We start from the raw sequence: 21,557 nt of genomic DNA on the forward strand, positions 1-21,557 counted from the left end.
CTCGTCTGGATCAAAAGATGGAATGGAGCAGGCCCACGACCGTCCCGGTCATGCAGGTCGTCAGGAAAGCGGCGATCAGCGCCTTGGGGCCAAGCTGGACGACCTCCTCCGCCTTTTCGGGCGCCATCGCCGACAGCGTCCCGATCAGGATGGCGATGCTTCCGAAATTACCGAAGCTGCACAGCGCGTAGGTCACGACCAGCTGCGACTTTGCGCTGAGCGCCCCGGCGGGCAAGGCCAGCAGATTGCCATAGGCCACCACCTCGTTCGCCGCGATCTTGGTCCCAAGCAGCGCGCCGACGGTCTGGAAATCACCGACAGATACGCCCATCAGCCACGCGACAGGCGCGAACAGCCATCCGAAGATCGCGCTGACCGACAGGGGCGCGCCGCCTGTCGGGACCAGGGCCAGCCCCTTGTCGATCAGGGCGAGCGCGCCGATGAAGACGATCAGCATCGCGATGACATAGGCCGCGACCTTCACGGCATTGATGGTCCCGTGCGTCATCGCGTCCAGCGCACTGCGATAGGGGTTTTCGAGCGGCAGAGTCGCCCACTCGCGCACGACGTCGCTCGGCACGATGATGCGGGCCATCACGATCGCCATCGGCGTGCTGATGAGCGAGGCGGTCAGCAGATGTCCGAACGCGTCGGGCATCTTGGGCGCAAGCATCGTTCCCAGCAGGATCATGGTCGATCCGGCGATGACCGACAGACCATCGACCATGATGATGAACATCTCTCCGCGCGACAATTTGGGCAGCAGCGGGCGCACCAGCAGCGGCGCTTCGACCATGCCCAGAAAGATGCAGGCGGCCGACGACACGCCGACCGGGCCGCTCACGCCCATAACGCGGCCCAGTGACCGGGCGGCGATCCGGATGATCCAGCGCAGCACGCCCCAATGCCACAGCAATGCCGCGAGCGCGCTGACCAGCAGCACCGCCGGCAGGACCTGAAGACCGAAGATGAAGGTCGACGGATTGCCTTGGGCAGCAACGAACGGCTGGGGGCCACCGCCGAGATAGCCGAACACGAACGTCGCACCCGCCGACGCGGACGACTGTACGCTGTCGACGCCGTGGGCAAGGCCGCCAAGCGCGGACGTGATGATCGGAAGCCGGGTGAGAGCGAGTGCGAGCACGATCTGGATAGCCAATCCGGCGAGCACGGGCCGGAGGACGAAGGCACGGCGATTTTCCGAAATCAGCCACGCCAATCCCAAAAACACGACCACCCCGACGCAGGCGCGTATAATCTCACCCAAACCCGCTTCCCTTTCCGCTGCGACTGCAACATTTTCGACGCACTAATAAGTTAAACGTTTCATATCTTCTCGATCGACATTCGTCTAGTGTGACAGATGCGGCTGCACCCGCGCTCGCGACGCCAGAAATTCATCGACTTCGTCGGCCGTCGGCAATGCGGTTGCTGCCCCGGCTTTGCGGACCGCGATCGATGCGGCGGCATTCGCCCGTTCGATCGCCGCCCCCAAGGCCAGGCCATCGGACAGCGCCGCGACCAATGTGCCGCAGAAACAGTCGCCCGCACCGGTGGTATCGACCGCCTCCGCCTGATGGGCCGACACGACAAGTTTCGCGCCGCTCCTGATCGCGATCACTCCGGCGCGTCCTCTGGTGACGATCACGGTCTGGTCGTCCCGTGACAGCAGCGCCTTGGCGGCATCGCCGATCTGATCTTCGGTCAGGCCGCTGACCGATGAGCCGATATAGGCCCCGAGTTCAGGCTCATTGATGACCAGGATGTCGCAAAAAGGAAACAACCGCTTGCCGTCCAGCTTCGCCGGCGCGGCGTTGAGAATACATGTGCTGCCCGCTCGACGTGCCGTGCGAAGGAATGCGGCGATCGTGGCTAGTGGCGTCTCGAACTGCGCCAACGCGTACCGGGCAACAGGAAGGCGATGTTCGAAATCCGACGGTGCCAGCGTTCGGTTGGCGCCTTGATCGACGACGATCAGATTCTCACCGGCGCCATTGACCAGGATCGTCGCAAGTCCGGTGGGACTGTGCTCCCGCCGCCATATGCCGTCCACATCGACGCCACTTTGCGCGAGATAGTCGATGAGTGCGGTGCCACGGTCATCGGAGCCGACGGCGGCGATCATCGCCACCGTCTTGTTCATGCGGGCGGCGGCGACCGCCTGATTGCCGCCCTTGCCACCCGCACTCACTGACAGACGATCCGCCAGCACCGTCTCACCCGGCGTGGGGAAGGTCGCGACATGGAACGAGAAATCCGTATTCAAGCTGCCGAGAACGACAATATCAAAAGCCATCTGCCATTTGCCATGAAACGTTTCACTTAATATGGTGGATATGATGTTTGAAGTCCGTTAGCAAGTCCATGCCGTGACGATCCATTCGTCCGGGTGAGCATCGACGGAAGGGCGATCTTGGCGAAGCGCATTACATTGAAGGATGTCGCAAAGGCGGCCGGGGTTTCGCTGGCCAGTGCGTCCTATGCCGTGAACAGGACAGGATCGTTGGGCGAGGAGTCGCGCATTCGTATCCTGCGCGTCGCAGAAGACCTCGGATACCGCCAGAATATGAGCGCGAAGGCGACGCGGACGGGAAAGACCGGAACGATCGGACTCGTCGTTCCCGATCTGACCAACCCGTTTTTCCCCACGCTCGCGCAATCCGTCGTGCAGCGCGCGCGCCACCACGACTATAGCGTCTTCGTCACGGATACCGGGGGCGTCGACGACCTTGAGAAGGAAGTGCTGAAGGTTCTGGCGGAGCGTGGCGTGGACGGCATCGTCTGGTTCCCGATCCGCGACGTCGACACGGCGGGTGCCAGCATCGCCGATATCCCGACGATCGTCGTCGATCGATCGGTGCCGGGTTTCGAGACGATCCAGGCCGACTATGCCGGCGGCGGCCGCGCGGCGATCGCGCACCTCATCGAACTGGGCCACCGTCATATCGGCGTGATCTGCGGACCGATGGATATCGCCAGCATGCGCGACCGGTGCGAAGCGGCGATCCAGACAATCCGGTCCCAGGCGGAATTGAGCTTCGTCGTCGAGAACAGCTTCTCGATCGATCTGGACGGTCAAGTCGTCGATGCGCTCGATGCCGGCACGGCCACGGCGGTGTTCGTGGGCGCCGATCTGATCGCGCTCGGCGTGATGCGGCATGTCCAGGCGCGAGGGCAGCGGGTCCCGGAGGATCTCTCGGTCATCGGCTTCGACGACATCCCGTGGGCCGCGATGAGCACGCCGCCGTTGACGACGATCGAAATGCCTGTGGAGGACATGGCAGGCGAAGCGGTGGACGCACTGGTGCGTCGGATCGAGGATCAGATCCATCTCAAACGGCGCGTCATCCTGGAAACGGTGATGATCGAACGATGCTCGACCGCACCGCATCCCCAGGTCGCGATTAGCTGAACAGCCTTTCCGAATTTCCCGCACCCCCTCAAACGGTCATCTTCCCGTTCGAGCATTCCTGCAATACGGGCCGCAATCTCCAATTGGCATTATCGACAAACCGCCCTATGAGCGCGAACGAGCGGGCGCTACGCGCCTGATCATGATCGCGCCGGTGCCTCGAAAGAGGCTTAAAATGGGAAGGCGGTGCGGATGGTCCTCCATCCAAATCCGCAGCTGTCCCTGCAACTGTAAGCGGCGAGCGCGATGCACATCGCGCCCTTTGTGAAAAAGGGGCGCAGCCACTGGGCTGGACGATCTGTCCTGAAGGCCTGGGAAGGCGTGCATCAAGCCCTGACCCGCGAGCCAGGAGACCTGCCGGCGTTTTGGTCGCTCTTGCCTGGGTCCAGGGGATGGTCGAGGCACGGTATGTTTCCGTCTGAGCGACGAGTGTGTGCGGCTGGGGCCGTGCGGTCACGCGTCCATGGGCGAGCGCCCGATCATGGCGCTTGCCCGGCTACCGCTTGTCGTCGGCTCCAGGCCGCCGACTGAGCGGCGCGCCCCCGCCCAGGTTGCTCTGGCGCTTGAGGGGGTAGTTATGACCAAGATTTTTGCCATATCCGTTTCGATATTCGCCGTCGCCAGCAGCGGCGCGGCGCTCGCCCAATCCAACCCGACCCTGCCGACCACGAACGACAAGGGCGAGACGATCGTCGTCACGGCTTCCCGGTCGGGCGATGCGGTGCGCGTGGACCAGCTGGGCGCTTCGGTCACCGTGCTGGACGCGCAGGCGCTCGAAACCCGCCAGACTCGCATCGTGTCCGACATCCTGCGCGACGTTCCGGGTGTGGCGGTCAGTCGCACCGGTGCGATCGGCGGCTTTACGCAGGTTCGTATTCGTGGGTCGGAAAGCAATCACGTCCTCGTCCTCATCGACGGGATCGAGGCGTCCGATCCCTATTATGGCGAATATGATTTCGGTACGCTGATCGCCGATCCTGCGGCCAAGGTGGAAGTGCTGCGCGGCCAGCAATCCTCGCTCTACGGGTCTGATGCGATCGGTGGCGTGATCCAATATATCACGCTCACCGGCGCGGAAGCTCCTGGCTTTTCCGCCCGTGCCGAAGGCGGATCGTTCGGCACCTTCACCGGCGGCGTTCGCGCGGCCGGGGTCAGCGGCACGCTCGACTATGCGCTTTCCGGCTCCTATTATCGCACCGATGGCATAGCGACCGCGCGCTATGGCACGCGCAAATTGGGTTCGGACAGCGCGGGCCTGAGCGCCAAGCTGATCTGGTCGCCTGCCGACAATGTGAAGATCACTGGCGTCGCCCGCTACAGCCTGACCGACGCCGACACCGACGACACCGAATTTGATCCGTCCAGTCCTCTGTTCGGCTATGTGGTCGACACGCCCGGCATGCGCTTCAAGAACCAGGCCTTTTACGGCCTTGTCCGCGCCGAGTTGACCGCGCTCGATGGCCGCTGGACCAATGCCGTGTCGGCCCAGTTGGCGGACACCACGCGCAAGGGCTACACCGCTTTCGGGCGCAATGCGGGCGACAAGGGGCAGCGCTATAAAGGCAGCGCGGAATCCAGCCTGCGTTTCGGCACGGACAGCGTCGCCCTCCGTCTGACCGCCGCCGTCGATGTGGAGCGCGAGCAGTTCCAGAACACCACACCCTCCGCCTTCGTCTTTCGGGGCAAGCGACACACGGACAATGTCGGTCTGGTCGGGCAATATGAACTGTTGGTCGATGACGCCCTGTCGCTGGGCGCGTCGATCCGCCGGGACGAAAACGACCGGTTCGACGATGTCACGACCTGGCGCGCGCAGGGCAGCTATCGCTTCGCCACCGGCACCCGCATCCGCGGCGCCTATGGCACCGGCGTCAAGAATCCGGGCTATTACGAACTCTATGGCTATTCGGATGGCCGCTATATCGGCAACCCGAACCTGAAGCCGGAAAAGTCGGAAGGCTGGGAAGCCGGGATCGAGCAGAGCTTCGGCGACAATCTGGCGACGGTCGGCGCGACCTATTTCGATTCGCGGCTGAAGGATGAAATCTTCACCAGCTATCCCGCGCCGACCTTCGTCGCGACCCCGGACAATCGCACCACCCGGTCGAAACAGTGCGGCGTCGAAGTGTTCGTCAGCGCCCGGCCGGTCCCGCAGATCCGGCTGGACGCAGCCTACACCTATCTCAAGGCGCGGGAAAATGGCGTCGAGGAAGTCCGCCGCCCCAGGCATGTCGCCAGCTTCAACGCAACCGTCTTCAGCAAGGACGAGCGTTTCTCCGGTACGCTGACCATGCGCTATAACGGGCGGCAGAGCGACGTCGCCTTCACCGACCCCAGCTATGTCCCGGTCGGCGTATCGCTCCGCGAATATGTGCTGGTGAACCTCAACGCCGAATATAAGCTCACCCCGGCCATCACCCTCTTCGGTCGCGTCGAAAATCTGGCGGACGAGGCGTACGAAGAGGTGTTCAGCTACGCCACCGCCGGTCGCGCGGGCTATGGCGGTGTGCGCGTCCGCTTCTGACCTGACCCCTGCGCCGCCGTCCGTCAGCGGCGCACAAGACCATCTGGAAGGAGAAGCCGCGTGAGCAAAGTGCCCACTACCGTCATCACGGGATTCCTGGGCGCGGGCAAGACCACGCTCGTCCGCCACCTGCTACAGAATGCGAAGGGGCGCCGCCTGGCGCTCATCATCAATGAATTTGGCGACGTCGGCGTCGATCGCGAACTGGTCAAGGGCTGCAACGACGCGGCCTGCCCGGAAGACGATATCGTCGAACTGGCCAATGGCTGCATCTGCTGTACCGTGGCCGACGATTTTCTGCCGACCATGCAGAAGCTGCTCGACCGGCCCAATCCGCCGGACCATATCATCATCGAAACCTCGGGCCTTGCCCTGCCGAAACCGCTGGTGAAGGCCTTCCAATGGCCCGACATCCGCACGCGGGCGACGGTCGATGGCGTGATCGCGCTGATCGATGCCGATGCGGTGGCGGCCGGTCGCTTCGCGACGGACGAAGCGGCGCTGGCGGCCGCCCGCGCGGCCGATCCCAATCTCGATCATGACAGCCCACTGGAGGAATTGTTCGAGGAGCAGCTGATCTGCGCCGACATGGTCGTGCTCAACAAGACCGACCTGGTCGATGCCGACAGCCTCCGCATGGTCGAAGCGCAAGTGAACGCCCATACCCGTCCCGGCGTGGGGATCGTGCGCGCAGCACAGGGTGCGGTCGATCCGGCGGCACTGTTGGGACTGACCGCAGCGGCCGAGGATGATCTGGACGCTCGCCCGTCGCATATCGATGGCATGGAGGATCATGACCATGACGATTTCGACAGCTTCATCCTGTCGGGTGGCGACGTCGCGGATGTGGACGCACTGATCGCTGGCCTGGGTGAAACGATCGCCGCGCATGACGTGCTGCGGATCAAGGGCATGGTGTCGGTCGCGGGCAAAGCGTCCCGCCTCGTCATCCAGGCCGTCGGCCCGCGCATCCAGCATTATTTCGACCGCGCGTGGAAGGACGGCGAAGCCCGCCACACCCAATTGGTGGTGATCGGCCAGAAGGGCCTGGATCGCGCGGCGATCGAACAGGCGCTGAAGGCGGTCATCGGCTGATGCATCTGCTGTCCGCCACACCGGGAATGATATCCAGCGGTGACGAGGCGATCGACCTCGGCCAGTCGCCCGGCGATATCGTGATCCTGACCGTGGCGGACAGCGAACTGGCCTGCTTCGCCAAGGCGGCGGCCGCGCTGCCCGCTGGCGCGCCCAGCGTCCGCCTCGCCAACCTGCTGCAACTGCGCCATCCCTATTCGGTCGACCTCTATGTCGAAAAGGTGATCGCTCATGCGCAATTCGTTTGCGTCATCCTGCTCGGTGGCAAGAGCTACTGGCCCTATGGCATAGACGAAATCGCGCAGGTGGCGCGAACGCGCGGTATCGCCTTCGCCGCGATAGCCGACGGGCGGGAGGATGATCCCTCTCTCGACCGCGCCTCGACCGTGCCTGCCGAACGCATCGCCCGGCTGCGCGACTATCTGCGGCAGGGCGGCGCCGCCAACGCACTGGCCTTTCTGCGCACCGCCGCGCGGACCATCGGGCGGGATGCGGGGACGCCTGACGATCCCGTCCCGGTCGCCGACGCGGGTCTCTATGTGCCGGGGATCGACCGCCCAGGATTGTCCGACCTGCGCCGCCGCTGGAGGCCGGATGCGCCTGTCGCCTGCCTGGTCTTCTACCGCGCCTTGATGGTCGCCGGGACGCTGGACGCGGTCGACGCGATGATCGCCGCGCTCGAAGCGCGTGGCTTCAACGTCGCGCCCGTCCATGTCCGCGCCTTGCGCGAACCTTTCGCCATGGACTGGCTGGGCAGCCTGCTCAGTGAAGTGGCGCCGGACGTGATCGTCAATGCCACCAGCTTTGCGGCATCCTCGACCTCCGAACCACGCACCGCCAGCGTGCTGGAACGCGCCGACTGCCCGATTCTTCAGGTCGCCTTCGCAGGCGTGGAGGAAGGGGATTGGCAGGCATCGGCGCGCGGCCTTGGCCCTCGCGATCTCGCCATGAACGTGGCGCTGCCCGAAGTGGACGGCCGCATCTTCACCCGCGCCGTCGCCTTCAAGGCGGCCGAGCAATTCGACGCGGTCACGCAATGCGGCATCGTCGTCCCGCGCGTCGCGCCGGATCGCGTGGCCTTCGTCGCCGACCTTGCGGCCAATTGGGCAGACTTGCGTAGCACGCCGCCAGTCCGGCGACGTATCGCATTAGTCCTCGCCAACTATCCCAATCGCGACGGACGTATCGGCAATGGCGTCGGCCTGGACACGCCCGCCAGCGCCGCCGCAATCCTCGCTGCGCTGGCCGGGGCGGGCTATAATATCGGCGATGCGCCGACAGATGGCGCCGCCCTGATGCGCCTCATGACCGGCGGCGTGACCAACGATCTTTCGTCGCTCGGTCGCCCCGGCGAAGTGTCTCTACCGATCGCCGTCTATCGCACCGCCTTCGCCGCCATTCCGGCCGAAGCGCGCGCCGCCATGCTGGATCGCTGGGGCGAACCGGAAGCCGATCCCTTCGTGCGCGACGGGGCTTTCCGCCTCGCCGTGCATCGCTTCGCTGGTGTCGCTTTCGCTGTTCAACCGGCGCGCGGCTACCATATCGACCCCAAGGAAAGCTATCACGATCCGGCGCTGCCGCCGCCCCATGCCTATCTGGCCTTCCATCTCTGGCTGGCAAAGGATTTCGGCGCGCAGGCGGTGGTGCATGTCGGCAAACATGGCAATCTGGAATGGCTGCCGGGCAAGGCGGTTTCGCTCTCGCAAACCTGTTTTCCGGAAATCTGTGCTGGCCCCCTGCCGCAACTCTATCCCTTCATCGTCAACGATCCGGGCGAAGGCACGCAGGCGAAGCGGCGCATCGGCGCGGTGATCGTCGATCATCTGACGCCGCCTTTGACCCGCGCCGAAAGCTACGGGCCGCTCAAGCAACTCGAAGCGCTCGTGGACGAATATTATCTCGCCGCCGGGATGGACCCGCGCCGGATTGATCGCTTGCGGCGCGACATCATCGATCTCGCGCGTAGTCAGGGTTTGGACAAGGATGCCGGAGCGCAGGGCGAAGGCGACGACGCGCTTTCAGCCATCGACAATTATCTGTGCGAACTGAAGGAATTGCAGATCCGCGATGGTCTGCACATCTTCACCCGCTCGCCCGAAGGCACGCTGCGCCGCGACCTGCTCGTCGCGATGGCCCGCACGTCGCGGGGGCTGGACCATGATGGGCAGGCGTCTTTGCTGCGGGCAATGGCGCAGGATCTGGACCTCGATTTCGATCCGCTCGAATGCCGCATGGCCGATCGCTGGGATGGGCCGCATCCGCAGATATTGGCGGAAAGGACGACCGATCCCTGGCGAACGCTCGGCGATACGGTCGAACGCCTCGAACTGTTGGCGCAACTGCTGGTGGAGGGCATGGCGGCTCCCGGCCCGCGCAGCGCCGCCGTGATGGCGTCGGTCGCCGACGATCTCGCGCCGCGGGTCGATCGCTGTGGCGCGCAGGAAGCGGCGGGTCTGCTCGCGGGTCTGGATGGCCGCTTCGTCCTGCCCGGCCCGTCGGGCGCGCCGACTCGCGGTCGGCCCGATGTGCTGCCTACGGGGCGCAATTTCTTCTCGGTCGACACCCGCGCGGTGCCCACGGCAGTCGCGTGGGAATTGGGGAAGAAGTCCGCGCAACTTCTGGTCGAAGATTATTTCCAGCGTGAGGGCGAATATCCCGGCGCGATCGCCCTGTCCGCTTGGGGTACCGCCAATATGCGCACCGGTGGCGACGACATCGCGCAGGCGCTGGCTTTGATGGGGGTGCGCCCCCGCTGGGACTGGACATCGGGTCGCGTCGTCGGGTTCGAGATGATGACCGTGACCGAACTCGGCCGTCCGCGCGTCGATGTCACCCTGCGCGTCTCCGGCTTTTTCCGCGACGCCTTTCCCGAACAGATCGACCTTGTCGACAGTGCCGCGCGCGCCGTCATGGCGCTGGACGAGCCGGAAGAAGATAATCCCGCCGCCGCGCGCCACGCCCGCGAAACTGCGGCGCTCATCGATCAGGGGCAGGGCGCGGACGTGGCCGCCCGGCGCGCGGGCGCGCGCGTCTTCGGATCGAAGCCGGGCGCCTATGGTGCGGGTCTCCAGGCGATGATCGATGAAAAATTATGGCATAGCCGCGCCGATCTGGCCGGGGTCTATCTGGACTGGGGCAGCTACGCCTATGGCGCGGGGGTTGAGGGCGATGCGGAACGCGACCTGTTCGCTATGCGCCTGACCCAGGCCGACGCGGTCGTGCAGAATCAGGATAATCGCGAGCATGACCTGCTCGACAGCGACGACTATTACCAGTTCGAAGGCGGCATCGCTGCTGCCGTCGAGCATCTGCGCGGCGCAAAGCCGATCAGCTATCATAACGACCATAGCCGCCCGGAACGACCGGTCATCCGTACGTTGGAGGATGAGATCGGCCGGATCGTGCGCGGGCGCGTGACCAATCCCAAATGGATCGCGGGCGTGATGCGCCACGGATACAAGGGCGCGTTCGAGATCGCCGCGTCGGTCGATTATCTCTTCGCCTTCGCCGCCACGACCCATGCCGTGCGCGATCATCATTTCGACGCCGTCCACGCTGCCTTTATCGAGGATGACGCCGTGCGGGCCTTCATGGGCGAAGCCAACCCCGCCGCCTTGCGCGAAACGGCGGCCCGCCTGGCCGAAGCATTGGAGCGGGGCCTTTGGAAACCCAAGTCCAACAGCGCGGGCTTGCTGCTCGCCAGCCTTTCAGGAGCATGACGATGGCAGAGCGCACCGATGAACAGCATAAGGCGAAGATGCAGAAGAAGCAGGCGGCCCATGACCGGATCGTCGCGGGCAAGACCGTGGAGAAGGGCCTGCTGATCGTCCACACCGGCAAGGGCAAGGGCAAGACGACCGCCGCGCTGGGCATGGTGGTGCGCGCCATAGGGCACGGGAAGAAGGTCGGCGTCGTCCAGTTCGTGAAGGGGGCCATGACGACCGGCGAAAAGGTCGTGTTCGACGCCTTCCCCGATCATGTCGAATTCAAGCCGATGGGGGAGGGCTTCACCTGGAACACGCAGGACCGCGCCCGCGATATCGCCCTGGCGCGCGAAGCGTGGGAGGAGGTCAAGCGGATGATCGCCGACCCGGCCTATGACATGGTGCTGGCCGACGAACTCAACATCGTGCTGCGCTACGACTATCTGCCGCTCGACGAAGTGCTGGCGGTCCTGGCGGACCGGTCGGCCATGAAGCACGTCATCGTGACGGGCCGCAACGCGCCCGAAGCCCTGGTCGAACAGGCCGATCTCGCGACCGAAATGACGCTGCTCAAGCACCCGTTCCGCGAACAGGGCGTCAAGGCGCAGGCGGGCATCGAATTTTGAACCGACCGCCCGGCCTATCTACGCGCGGTGCCTTCTGCCAGCGCTCGCGCCGCTTTCACATAGGCCGGGCCGCCGCAGACCGTCCACGCTTGCGGAATGCTGATCCGCTTCATGCCTTTCAGGACCGGGTGGTGCAGCATTTCGGTGCCCTGATCGGTCACCCGATCGGTCGCGCTTTCCATGATCAGATAGTCGGGCCGGGCAACGACCATTTCCTCCAGGCTCATCTGCGACAGGGGCGGCTTGCCAAGCTTGGCCGCCAGGTTGGTCATCCCCACGCGCTGCATCAGGTCGTCGATCAGCGTCCCCGTGCCGGTCAGATAACCGCGCCGCTGATAATAGGCCGCGACCAGACCGGGCCGCGCCTTGCCGATCCGCGCGAGTTCCGCGTTCATGCGCGCGATCAGCGCCTCGCCGCGCGCGGGATGCCCCACCGCCTTTGCCACCTCGCGGATGGACAGAAGGATCGCATCATAGGTTTCGGCGGATTTAAGATCCACGGCCTTGTATTTCTGCGCCTTGAGGACCGCGATCGCCGGATTGCGCCGCGCAGGCATGCCGATCACCAGATCGGGATCGGCCGCCAGCACTTCTTCGGCAGACCCACCCAATATCGGCAGACCCCGCGCTTGCGCAGCGGCGGCGGACATTTGCGGATCGGTGGCATTGTGGGTCAGTCCGGCAATCTGGTCGCGATCCGCAAGCGCGAGGACGAGTTGGTCGGCGCAGAGGTTAAGCGATATGATCCGACGGGGCGCGGCTGGATCGGGATGCACGGTGCTGGCCGACGCTTGCCCGACCGACAGGATGGCGACGGCACCGCCCAAAAGCCCATAGCGCGCAAAAGACGTAAAGCATGTCATGCGCCAGATTCCATAGCGACACGATCCCGGGACACAAGTGTGACGGGGTGCCCATCCCATGCGAGGCCTATGTGGACGAACATTTCCTGACACCATCACGCCATAGGGGCCTGATCCCGCTTCTTCTAATCGGGCTGGCTGTTGCGGCAATCGCATCGCTCAGTTTCGGGCCGGTGACGCTGCCGCCCGAACGGCTGTTCGCGGCGTTGGCGGGCCATGGCGATCGGGTGGCCCACGCCATCCTGTTCGACTTGCGCCTGCCGCGCACCATCATCGGGCTGATAGTCGGGGCCATGCTCGGTCTGGCAGGTGCGGTCCTGCAGGGCTATCTGCGCAATCCGCTCGCCGAACCATCGGTGCTGGGCGCGTCCAATTGCGCCGCCCTGGGGGCTGTCGGCGCTATCTATTTTGGCATGGCGGAGTGGCATATCGTCATGTTGCCGCTGCTGGCGATCCTCACCGGCCTTGCCGGGCTGACGCTGTTGTTCCTGCTCAGCGGCCGGTCGGAAAGCCCCCTCACGCTGATTCTGGCCGGCATCGCCATATCGACGCTGGCGATCGCGGGGATCAGCCTGGCGCTCAACCTGTCCCCCAACCCTTTTGCGGCGATGGAAATCATGGCCTGGCTGCTTGGATCGATCGAGAACCGGTCGATCGATCATGTCTGGATCGCCTTGCCTTGCATCCTTCTGGGTGGCGCGCTGCTCCTGTTCGACGGGCGGGCGCTGGACGCGCTGTCGCTGGGGGAGGACGGCGCACGGTCGCTGGGCGTCGATCTCAAACAGACCCGCCTGCGCCTGCTCGCCGGAATCGCCATCGGGGTGGGGGGCGCGGTCGCCGTATCCGGATCGATCGGCTTTATCGGCCTCATCGTGCCGCATATCGTGCGTCCTTGGACGGACCGTCGCCCCTCGTCGCTCCTGCTGCCGTCGCTGCTGGGCGGCGCGGTGCTCCTGACCTTTGCCGACATATTGGTCCGGTTGATCCCGACCACCAACGAACTCAAACTGGGCGTGCTGACAGCCTTCCTCGGCGTCCCCGTCTTCTTGGTCCATCTGCTTCGGGAGCGCCGCCTGTGGTGACCATCGCCGTCCACGATCTTTCGGTCGACCTGGGGCGCCGCCCGGTGCTGCGCCATGTCAGCGCCGATTTCCAACCCGCAACGCTGACCGGCATCATAGGTCCCAACGGGGCGGGGAAATCCACCCTGATAAAAGCCATGCTGGGGCTGCTGCCCGCGCGTGAAGGGACGGTCATGATCGACGGGCAGGATCGCGCCAGTCTGGGCGTGCGCGATCTTGCTCGCAGGATCGCCTACCTGCCGCAGGGTCAGACCCTACACTGGCCGCTCAGTGTCGAACGCGTGGTAGCGCTGGGCCGCCTGCCGCATCTGGCGCCGCTGTCCCGCATCACAGACCTCGACCGCGCCGCCATAGTGCAGGCCATGGCCCGCGCCGATGTCGCGCATCTCGCCCAACGCGATGCCACCCAGCTGTCGGGCGGTGAGCGCGCCCGCGTCATGCTGGCGCGCGCGCTGGCCGTCGGCACGCCCGCACTGGTGGTCGATGAACCACTGGCGTCGCTTGATCCCGGGCATCAGATCGACGTGATGGACCTGCTGGCCCGCGAAGCCCGCAATGGGGCAACGGTGGTGACGGTGCTGCACGACCTCACCATGGCGGCGCGCTATTGCGATCGGCTGATCCTGATCGACGGGGGCGCGGTCGTGGCGCGGGGTACGCCAGCCGATGTGCTGACGGCTGAAACGCTGCGTCAGGTCTACGGCATTTCCGCCCGTATCGAACTGGCGGCGACCTGTCCCATGATCGTGCCGATCGCGCGCACGACAGGTGATTGACGCGCTCGTTACGCTTCCCTATCGGCAGTCACGCGACAGGTTCCCCTTGACCGGGGATGAATATGGGAACGGGAAAACCCCGGCTGCCCCTGCAACTGTAAGCGGAGAGCCATCGGCCATTTGCCATTGGGACATCAGTCTCGAGAAGGCGGCCGAATTGGCATCGACCCGCTAGCCAGGAGACCTGCCTGTCGCGGTCGTCTTTCGTGCGGACAGGGTGTTCCGGGCGGACGGGGGTGAACCCGCATGACGGCAAATCTGTGGACCGCATTCGTGCGGGGGTCGTGCCGCGTCTCCAAAACCGGCTGGTCCTCCTGCGGATGCGGACCGTCATGTTTGGACCCTATCGATGTTGACCTTCACGACTCTGGTTTTCCTGCTTTCCTCCTCCGCCGTTGCCGATGAAGGCGCTGCCGATCGGCAAGCGCCGCCGCCCGATGCCGCTGCAACCGCCGACAAAGGCGCTGACGATATTTTGGTCACGGCCACCCGGCTTGCCCTTCCGCTCGATAAGGTTGCGGCGTCGCTGACAGTCCTCGACAAGGCAGCGATCGACCGGATGCAGGATATCGGCGTCAGCGAACTGCTGCTGCGCACGCCGGGTGTCAGCATGGCGCGCAACGGCGGCTATGGCACGGCGACGTCGCTGCGCATTCGCGGCGCGGAAAGCGACCAGACCGTCGTCGTCATCGACGGCGTGAAGCTCAACGACCCTTCCGCGGCGGGCGGCGGCTATAATTTCGCCAATCTGCTGGTCGGCGACGCGGAGCGGATCGAAATATTGCGCGGTCCGCAATCGATCCTCTGGGGCAGCCAGGCGATCGGCGGCGTCGTCAACGTCGTCACCGCCCTGCCGACGCAGGCGCTGGAGGGCAGCTTCGACGTGGAGGCCGGATCGCGCGACACGGTGAGCGCGCGCGCCGCCATCGGCGGGAACACCGGTCCGCTGCGCTGGCGTATCGGTGGCCAGACGTTCACGACGGCGGGCATCTCGGCGATCGCGCCCGCCTTTGGAGGGCGGGAGAGGGATGGTTACCGCAATCGCCAGCTCACCGGCCGGGCGGAAGTGGCGCTGGCGTCCAACCTGACGGTCGATCTGCGCGGCTATTATTCCAGCGGACGCACGGAATTTGACGCGACCACGGCCGACAGTCCGGCCTATGGGCTGAACCGCGAGTTCGTCGGCTATGCGGGCCTCCGGCTCGACTTGCTGGATGGTCGTTTCCGTAACCGCATCGGCTATGGCTATACCGATACCGATCGCGACAATTTCGACCCCCGCCTTGCGCGCAAGCAGACCTTCGATTCCGCCGGTCGCAACCAGCGCCTCGAATATCAGGGCAGCTTCGCCATAGCCGATGGATGGACCGCCCAGTTCGGCGTGGAAAATGAACGCTCGCGCTTCCGCAGCGTCTCGCCGCCATCATCCCTGTCCGCGCCGATCCCCAATCCGGCGCGTGGTCGTGCGGAGATCACCAGCGTCTACGGGCAATTGTCCGTTGAACCGCTGGCGGGCCTGACGCTGACCGGCGGCGCGCGTCATGACGATCATAACCGCTTCGGCGGGCAGACGCTGGCGTCCGCTGGCGCGATCTGGGCGCTGCCCACCGGCACCGTGCTGCGCGCCAGCTATGGCGAGGGATTCAAGGCGCCGACCCTATACCAGCTTTTCTCCGAATATGGGAACCAGGCGCTATCGCCCGAAAGCGCGCATGGCTGGGAAGCGGGCGCGGAACAGCGGTTTCTGGACGGACGCCTGCGGTTCGGCGGGGTCTGGTTCGATCGGACGACGAAAGACCAGATCATCTTCAACAGCTGTTCGGCCAGTTCTACCCTGGCGCTCTGCTACCAGCCCGGCAGCACGACGATCCGGCGCAGCGGTTATTACCAGAATGTCGCGCGGGCACAGGCGCACGGCATAGAGGCGCAGGCCAGCGTGGAGCCGGTGCCCGGTCTGCTGATCGACGGCAATTACAGCTGGACGGTATCGGAAGACCGTTCGCCCGGCGGGACCAATTTCGGCCGCTGGCTGCCCCGCCGTCCGCGTAATCAGGCCAATGGCTCGATCAGCTATGCCTGGCCGTTCGGACTCACGACCGGCGCTGCGGTTCGCTGGTTGGGCCATAGTTACGACAATGCGTCCAACGCGCTGCGGCTCGACGATTATACGCTGGTCGATCTGCGCGCCGAAGTGAAACTGTTCGACCAACTGCGCCTTTTCGCCCGCGTCGAAAACCTGTTCGACGAAGGCTATATGACCGCCTATCGCTATGGCACGCTGGGCCGCAGTATCTACGCCGGTCTGCGCGGCCGGTTTTGAGGAGGGTCTGATGCTCACGTCCGTTCCCCCCGGCCCCGCGATCGTGGCATGCAGCACATGCCGTTTTTCCGCCGAAGCGCGTGACGATGCGCAAGCCGTGCGTGGAGGCGCACGGCTGGCTGAGGCATTGCGAACGGTCCAGGCGTCGGACCCTCGCTACGCTACGGTGGCCGTTCAGGACATGCCCTGCTTCTTTGCCTGCACGGATCATTGTACCGTCCATCTGCGCGCGCCGGGCAAGGTCAGCTATATACTGGGCCGGTTCACGCCCGACGCTGATGCGGCGCGCGCCATCCTCGACTACGCCGTCCAATATGCGGCCAGCGATCATGGCCGCGTGCCGTTCAAGCAATGGCCCGAAGGGGTGAAGGGTCATTTCATCACCCGTTCGCCGCCCGAAGGATATGTCGCCGAATGAGCTTCGCCACTCTCGCTGATTTTGAACGCGCGCTGGCGACGTTGCCGGTCCCCGACGCTGACGCGCTCGCCCTTGCGCGGGCGCGTCAGGGGCAATTGACGAAACCCCCCGGTTCGCTCGCCCGGCTGGAGGATATCGCGATCCTCTTCGCTGGCTGGCAGGCTGTGGAACGGCCTGCGATCCGATCCGGCAAGGTGCTGATATTCGCGGGCAATCACGGCGTCACCGTCCATGGCGTCAGCGCCTTCCCCCTGAAGTGACGGCACAGATGGTGGCGAATTTCACGGCAGGCGGGGCGGCGATCAACGCCCTGGCGGCGGCCGCCGATCTCGACCTGAACGTCGTGCCGCTGGACTTGGACAAGCCGACTGCCGACTTTTCCCAGGGTCCGGCAATGAGCGAGGTAGAATGCCTGGCGGCCCTGTCCGCAGGCGCGGCAGCGGTCGATCCCAATCAACAGCTGATCGTCGTCGGGGAAATGGGCATCGGCAATTCCACGGCGGCGGCGGCGTTAGCCGCGCGCAGCTTCGGCGGCCCGGTGTCTTCATGGGTCGGCCCCGGCACCGGCGTCGATCAAAACGGCATCGCGCGCAAGACCCGCGTGATCTCGGATGCTCTGGCCTACCATGACAGCGCGCCTCGCACCTCCTTCGAAACGCTGCGCCGCGTGGGCGGGCGAGAGATTGCCGCTATCGCTGGCGCGGTCCTGCGCGCGCGCCAGCTGCGTATCCCCGTCATCCTTGACGGCTTCATCAGTTGCGCCGCGATAGCGCCGCTCGCCGCTGCCGTGCCGGATATCATCGGCCACTGTATCGCAGGCCATTGTTCGGCCGAGCCGGGCCATGCGCTGTTGCTGGAGCGGCTGGGCCTGGAACCGCTTCTACAGCTGGGCATGCGGCTGGGCGAGGGTAGCGGCGCGGCCGTCGCCGCCAACATCGTGCGGTCGGCGCTGGCCGCTCATGCCCATATGGCGACCTTTGCGGAGGCGGGTGTGTCGGAGGGGGCGTGAGCGCAAAGCTGCTCTATATGGTGCGCCATGGCGCACCCGAAATGCCTGGCCTGCTTATGGGGCGGACCGATGGTGCGCCGACATTGGCAGGCATCGCGACATGCGTCGAAAAGACAACCGGGCTGGCGTTCGATGCCATTGTCAGTTCGGACCTCTTACGCGCCCGCAAAGCCGCCGAAGCCATGGCGCAACGCTGCGGCACCCCCATGACCATCGATCCGCGCTGGCGAGAGCTGGATTTCGGTCTCTGGGACGGGCTTGCGCCATCGACCGTCGCTCCCGATGCGCTTGGCCGGTTCCATGATGATCCCGATGCCAATCCCCCGCCGCAGGGAGAACGCTGGTCCACGCTTCAGACCCGTGTCGCCGCCGCGATCGGCGACCTGTCATCCGCCGCGACGCTGGTCGTGACCCATGCCGGTGCGATGCGTGCGGCGCTCGCCCATCTTTGCGGGTTCACTGCGGCGCAAATCTGGGCGTTCGACCTTCCCTATGGTGCGCTTATCTCGCTCAGGATCTGGCCGGAACCGCATCCCGGCGCGCAGATCATCGGATTGCGCGCATGAAGGGGCTGGTGATCGCGATCCAGTTCCTGACGCGCTTGCCGACGCCGCCCATCGCCGTATCGGCCCAGGAATTTGCGCAATCGATCCGCTGGTTCCCGATAGTCGGGTTGATCCTCGGCGTCCTCATCGCGGCCGCTGCGCGGCTGGGGTGCGCGATCGACGATTGGGTCGGCGCGCTACTGGCGCTACTGGCATGGGTCGGTCTCACCGGGGCACTGCACCTAGACGGGCTGGGCGACATAGCGGACGCATCCGGCGCAGCGCACAAGGACAAGGCGCGGTTGCGCGCCGTTCTTGCCGATCCGCATGTCGGCAGTTTCGCCATCGTCGCCATCGCCACCCAGTTGATCGCCAAGCTGGTCCTGATCCACGCGCTCATCGCGCGCGGCCTCTTCCTGCCGCTCATCTCGGTTCCCTTCGCCGCGCGAATAGCGCCACTGGCCTGGGCCCGGCTGATGCCCGCCTTGCACGAAGGGTTGGGTGCGACATTCCAGACTGCCGTCCGTCCGATCGACCTTGGCGCATGGGCGCTGGCGCTGATCGCGACGGCCTGCTTCTTACCGGGCCTGCTGGCGACGCCGGTCCTCATCCTGCTTTGGTCGCTTTGGCTGCGCCGCCATATCGGCGGCCTGTCCGGTGACGGACATGGCGCAGGGATTGAGATAGTGGAAAGCGCCCTGATGCTGGCTATTTTACTGTCGGAAAGCCTATGACCGATCGCTGGACCTGGCATGGCGGCGGCCTGACTGCGGCCCGCACCCATTTCGGAACGGGCGATCAGCCATGGCTGGACCTGTCCACCGGGATCAATCCGCATGCCTGGCCTGTCCCAACCACGCCGATAGATTGGTCGCATTTGCCCGACGAACGCGATCTGCTCGCGCTGGAATCGGCTGCCGCGCGCTATTTCGACGTTGCGCCCGACCATCTTTGCGCCGTGCCGGGGACGGAAATCGGTTTGCGTCTGGTAGGCACCCTGCTGAACGGCCCGACTTTCCATTGCACGCCCAGCTATCGCACCCATGGCGAGATGCTGGCGGACAGCGCGCCGCTATCTGCCGCGACGCTCGACCGCGCGGACGGGGCGACGCTCATCCTTGCCAATCCGAACAATCCCGATGGCCGCCTGCTCGATCACGCGGCGCTTCACGATCTGCTCGCCCGCCGGGGTCAAGGCTGGCTGCTGGTCGATGAAGCCTTTGCCGACACTTTGCCGGATACCAGCCTGGCCCGAGAGGTCCGCGCGGACCGGCACCTCATCCTGTTCCGATCTTTCGGCAAATTTTTCGGTTTGGCCGGCGTGCGGCTCGGCTTCGTCCTTGGTCCGCCTTCCTTCCTGCGCCATGTGCGCGATCGGCTCGGCGCCTGGCCGCTTTCCGCGCCAGCCATCGCTATCGGCGCGGCTGCTTATGCGGATCATGCCTGGATCGCCGCCATGCGGACCCGCTTGGTGGCGGAGGCTGCCGCGCTGGACGCCAGCCTCCGCCGGACAGGATTGAACCCAACCGGCGCATGCCCGCTGTTCCGGCTGCTGGAGGTCGATGATGCGCATCTGCTGTTCGAAAAACTGGCGCGCCGGTCGATCTTGACCCGCCCCTTCGCCGACAACCGCCGCTGGCTGCGTATCGGCCTGCCTCCCGATCTGGCCGCTTGCGCGCGATTGGAGCAGGCGCTTGCCCATGGCTGAGCCGGTGGCGCTGTTCGCACTGATGCTCGATGCCGCGATCGGCTGGCCCGCCTGGCTCTATGCGCGCGTGGGTCATCCGGTCGGCGCTTTCGCCCGCCTCATCAATGGCTGCGAGCATCGCTGGAACCGACCGGCCTTCGGCGCGCGCCGTCTGCGCTGGTTCGGCATGACCACGGTGCTGCTTCTGCTGCTGATGTCGGCCGGTCCTGCCTTTCTGGTGCAACATGCCATCGATTTCCTGCCCGACACAATAGCCTGGCTGCTTCTCGCCCTGCTTGCCTTCCCCGCCCTGGCCCAACGCAGCCTGCACGATCATGTCGCCGCCGTCGAAAGCGCGCTGCGTGGCGGCGACCTTGGCCACGCCCGCCATGCGGTTGGGATGATCGTGGGCCGCGACACCGCCGAACTCGACGAAGCAGGAGTCGCGCGCGCCGCGATCGAAAGTCTGTCCGAAAGCTTTTGCGACGGTATCGCCGCGCCTTTTTTCTGGCTGCTGCTGCTCGGCCTGCCGGGCGTGTGGGCCTATAAGGCAATCAACACCGCCGACAGCCTGATCGGCCATAAGGAGGATCGCTGGCGCGCCTTCGGCTGGGCGGCGGCCCGGATGGACGATGGGCTGAATCTGATACCGGCGCGATTGGGCGGCGTCATCCTGTGTCTCGCAGGCGGCGGTGGCTGGCGGATCATGGCGCGCGACGCGCGCAACCACGCCTCGCCCAATGCCGGCTGGACCGAAGCGGCCATGGCTGGCGCGCTCGGCCTGCGCCTTGCTGGGCCGGTCGCCTATGATGGGGTGGTCCATGCAAAGCCATGGATCGGCGACGGTCGCGCCAGCGCGAACTCCGACGATATTCGTCGCGCGCTGCGCCTCTATCGCCGCGCCTGCCTCATCCTGTGGCTGGTCGCAGCCCTTTCTCTCGTCAGGATCATGCCATGAACCACAGCCTATTCGTCTTGGGCGGTGCGCGCTCGGGCAAAAGCCGTTTCGCGCAGGGCCGAGCGGAAGCAACGGGCCTCACGCCCCTCTTCGTCGCAACCGCGCAAGCCTTTGACGAAGAGATGCGCGAGAGGATCGCCCGCCATCGCGACGACCGGGGGACGCGTTGGGATATGATTGAGGCGCCTATTGATATTGCCGCCGTGATCGACAGTCATGCGCGACCGGACAGGGTGATCCTGATCGATTGTCTGACGCTATGGACGTCCAATCTGCTGCTGGGCGATCATGATATAGGCGTCGCGACGAAAAAGCTGGTGAACGCCCTCTCGCTGGCAAGTGGCCCCGTCATCCTGGTGGCGAATGAAGTCGGACTTGGGATCGTGCCGGACAATCGTCTTGCCCGGCGGTTCCGCGACCACGCGGGTATCGTCAACCAGCGGGTCGCGGCGGCCTGTGCGGAGGTTCAGTTTATCGCCGCCGGTCTGCCGCTCGCCCTCAAACAGCACCAGTGAGGTTGGGCATCGGCTATGCAGTA

17 protein-coding genes, 1 pseudogene and 2 riboswitches are annotated in these 21,557 nt (G+C 65.3%); of the genes and pseudogenes, 15 read left to right on the plus strand and 3 right to left on the minus strand.

The genetic code is table 11. From position 1 onward, the window contains the following. Positions 1–10: 10 nt before the first annotated feature. Positions 11–1,267: a NupC/NupG family nucleoside CNT transporter gene (locus U5A82_RS04750; RefSeq protein WP_326289082.1), complete on the minus strand. Its 1,257-nt coding sequence runs from the start codon at positions 1,265–1,267 to the stop codon at positions 11–13. 84 nt (positions 1,268–1,351) lie between these two features. Then, on the minus strand, positions 1,352–2,296 hold the full coding sequence (locus U5A82_RS04755; RefSeq protein ID WP_326289084.1) for a ribokinase: 945 nt from the start codon (positions 2,294–2,296) through the stop codon (positions 1,352–1,354). Positions 2,297–2,413: 117 nt separating this feature from the next. Between U5A82_RS04755 and U5A82_RS04760 the strand changes: the two genes are divergently transcribed. From U5A82_RS04760 to cobO, 5 genes are all read left to right on the plus strand, one after another. Next, positions 2,414–3,412, plus strand: coding sequence for a LacI family DNA-binding transcriptional regulator (locus tag U5A82_RS04760; protein WP_326289086.1), 999 nt, complete (start codon positions 2,414–2,416; stop codon positions 3,410–3,412). Between the two features lie 135 nt (positions 3,413–3,547). Further along, a riboswitch (cobalamin riboswitch) is annotated at positions 3,548–3,788 on the plus strand. Between the two features lie 201 nt (positions 3,789–3,989). Continuing rightward, the gene (locus U5A82_RS04765; protein ID WP_326289088.1) at positions 3,990–5,936 is read left to right on the plus strand and encodes a TonB-dependent receptor plug domain-containing protein; all 1,947 of its coding nucleotides are present in this window, start codon (positions 3,990–3,992) and stop codon (positions 5,934–5,936) included. Between the two features lie 60 nt (positions 5,937–5,996). Next, positions 5,997–7,031, plus strand: coding sequence for a cobalamin biosynthesis protein CobW (gene cobW / locus U5A82_RS04770; RefSeq protein WP_326289089.1), 1,035 nt, complete (start codon positions 5,997–5,999; stop codon positions 7,029–7,031). Next, positions 7,031–10,750 carry a cobaltochelatase subunit CobN gene (gene cobN / locus U5A82_RS04775; protein WP_326289090.1) on the plus strand — a complete coding sequence of 1,240 codons (3,720 nt, stop codon included), beginning with the start codon at positions 7,031–7,033 and terminating at the stop codon, positions 10,748–10,750. Before cobW ends, cobN begins: the two co-directional genes overlap by 1 nt. A 2-nt stretch (positions 10,751–10,752) precedes the next feature. Beyond that, positions 10,753–11,361, plus strand: a complete 609-nt coding sequence (gene cobO / locus U5A82_RS04780; RefSeq protein ID WP_326289091.1) for a cob(I)yrinic acid a,c-diamide adenosyltransferase — start codon at positions 10,753–10,755, stop codon at positions 11,359–11,361. 14 nt (positions 11,362–11,375) lie between these two features. Here the strand turns inward: cobO and U5A82_RS04785 are convergent, their stop codons facing one another. Beyond that, the gene (locus tag U5A82_RS04785; RefSeq protein ID WP_326289092.1) at positions 11,376–12,224 is read right to left on the minus strand and encodes an ABC transporter substrate-binding protein; all 849 of its coding nucleotides are present in this window, start codon (positions 12,222–12,224) and stop codon (positions 11,376–11,378) included. Positions 12,225–12,310: 86 nt separating this feature from the next. On the opposite strand from U5A82_RS04785, the gene U5A82_RS04790 reads away from it, so the two are divergent. The 10 genes and pseudogenes from U5A82_RS04790 to cobU all read left to right on the plus strand — a co-directional run bounded on the left by U5A82_RS04790 (position 12,311) and on the right by cobU (position 21,534). Next, a complete protein-coding gene (locus tag U5A82_RS04790; RefSeq protein ID WP_326292845.1) occupies positions 12,311–13,306 on the plus strand; it encodes a FecCD family ABC transporter permease in 996 nt (331 codons plus the stop codon). Continuing rightward, positions 13,300–14,082, plus strand: a complete 783-nt coding sequence (locus tag U5A82_RS04795) for an ABC transporter ATP-binding protein (protein ID WP_326289093.1) — start codon at positions 13,300–13,302, stop codon at positions 14,080–14,082. The genes U5A82_RS04790 and U5A82_RS04795 overlap by 7 nt, the downstream gene beginning before the upstream one ends. Positions 14,083–14,102: 20 nt before the next feature. Continuing rightward, positions 14,103–14,288, plus strand: a riboswitch (cobalamin riboswitch). 143 nt (positions 14,289–14,431) lie between these two features. Further along, entirely contained in the window at positions 14,432–16,402 is a 1,971-nt protein-coding gene (locus tag U5A82_RS04800) for a TonB-dependent receptor plug domain-containing protein (RefSeq protein ID WP_326289095.1), read from the plus strand. 10 nt (positions 16,403–16,412) lie between these two features. Next, positions 16,413–16,820, plus strand: a complete 408-nt coding sequence (locus tag U5A82_RS04805) for a DUF1636 domain-containing protein (RefSeq protein WP_326289097.1) — start codon at positions 16,413–16,415, stop codon at positions 16,818–16,820. Continuing rightward, positions 16,817–17,829 (plus strand): annotated as a pseudogene (gene cobT / locus U5A82_RS04810) (nicotinate-nucleotide--dimethylbenzimidazole phosphoribosyltransferase). The gene U5A82_RS04805 and the pseudogene cobT overlap by 4 nt, the downstream one beginning before the upstream one ends. Further along, a complete protein-coding gene (locus U5A82_RS04815) occupies positions 17,826–18,395 on the plus strand; it encodes a histidine phosphatase family protein (protein WP_326289099.1) in 570 nt (189 codons plus the stop codon). The pseudogene cobT and the gene U5A82_RS04815 overlap by 4 nt, the downstream one beginning before the upstream one ends. Then, positions 18,392–19,108, plus strand: coding sequence for an adenosylcobinamide-GDP ribazoletransferase (locus U5A82_RS04820; RefSeq protein WP_326289101.1), 717 nt, complete (start codon positions 18,392–18,394; stop codon positions 19,106–19,108). Before U5A82_RS04815 ends, U5A82_RS04820 begins: the two co-directional genes overlap by 4 nt. Next, positions 19,105–20,082 (plus strand): threonine-phosphate decarboxylase, encoded by a 978-nt coding sequence (locus U5A82_RS04825; RefSeq protein ID WP_326289102.1) that lies wholly within the window; start codon positions 19,105–19,107, stop codon positions 20,080–20,082. Before U5A82_RS04820 ends, U5A82_RS04825 begins: the two co-directional genes overlap by 4 nt. After that, positions 20,075–21,019: an adenosylcobinamide-phosphate synthase CbiB gene (gene cbiB, locus U5A82_RS04830; protein ID WP_326289103.1), complete on the plus strand. Its 945-nt coding sequence runs from the start codon at positions 20,075–20,077 to the stop codon at positions 21,017–21,019. Before U5A82_RS04825 ends, cbiB begins: the two co-directional genes overlap by 8 nt. Next, positions 21,016–21,534, plus strand: coding sequence for a bifunctional adenosylcobinamide kinase/adenosylcobinamide-phosphate guanylyltransferase (gene cobU, locus U5A82_RS04835; protein ID WP_326289104.1), 519 nt, complete (start codon positions 21,016–21,018; stop codon positions 21,532–21,534). Before cbiB ends, cobU begins: the two co-directional genes overlap by 4 nt. Positions 21,535–21,557 lie beyond the last annotated feature (23 nt).

This window comes from Sphingobium sp. CR2-8, from assembly GCF_035818615.1.
Lineage (GTDB): Bacteria > Pseudomonadota > Alphaproteobacteria > Sphingomonadales > Sphingomonadaceae > Sphingobium.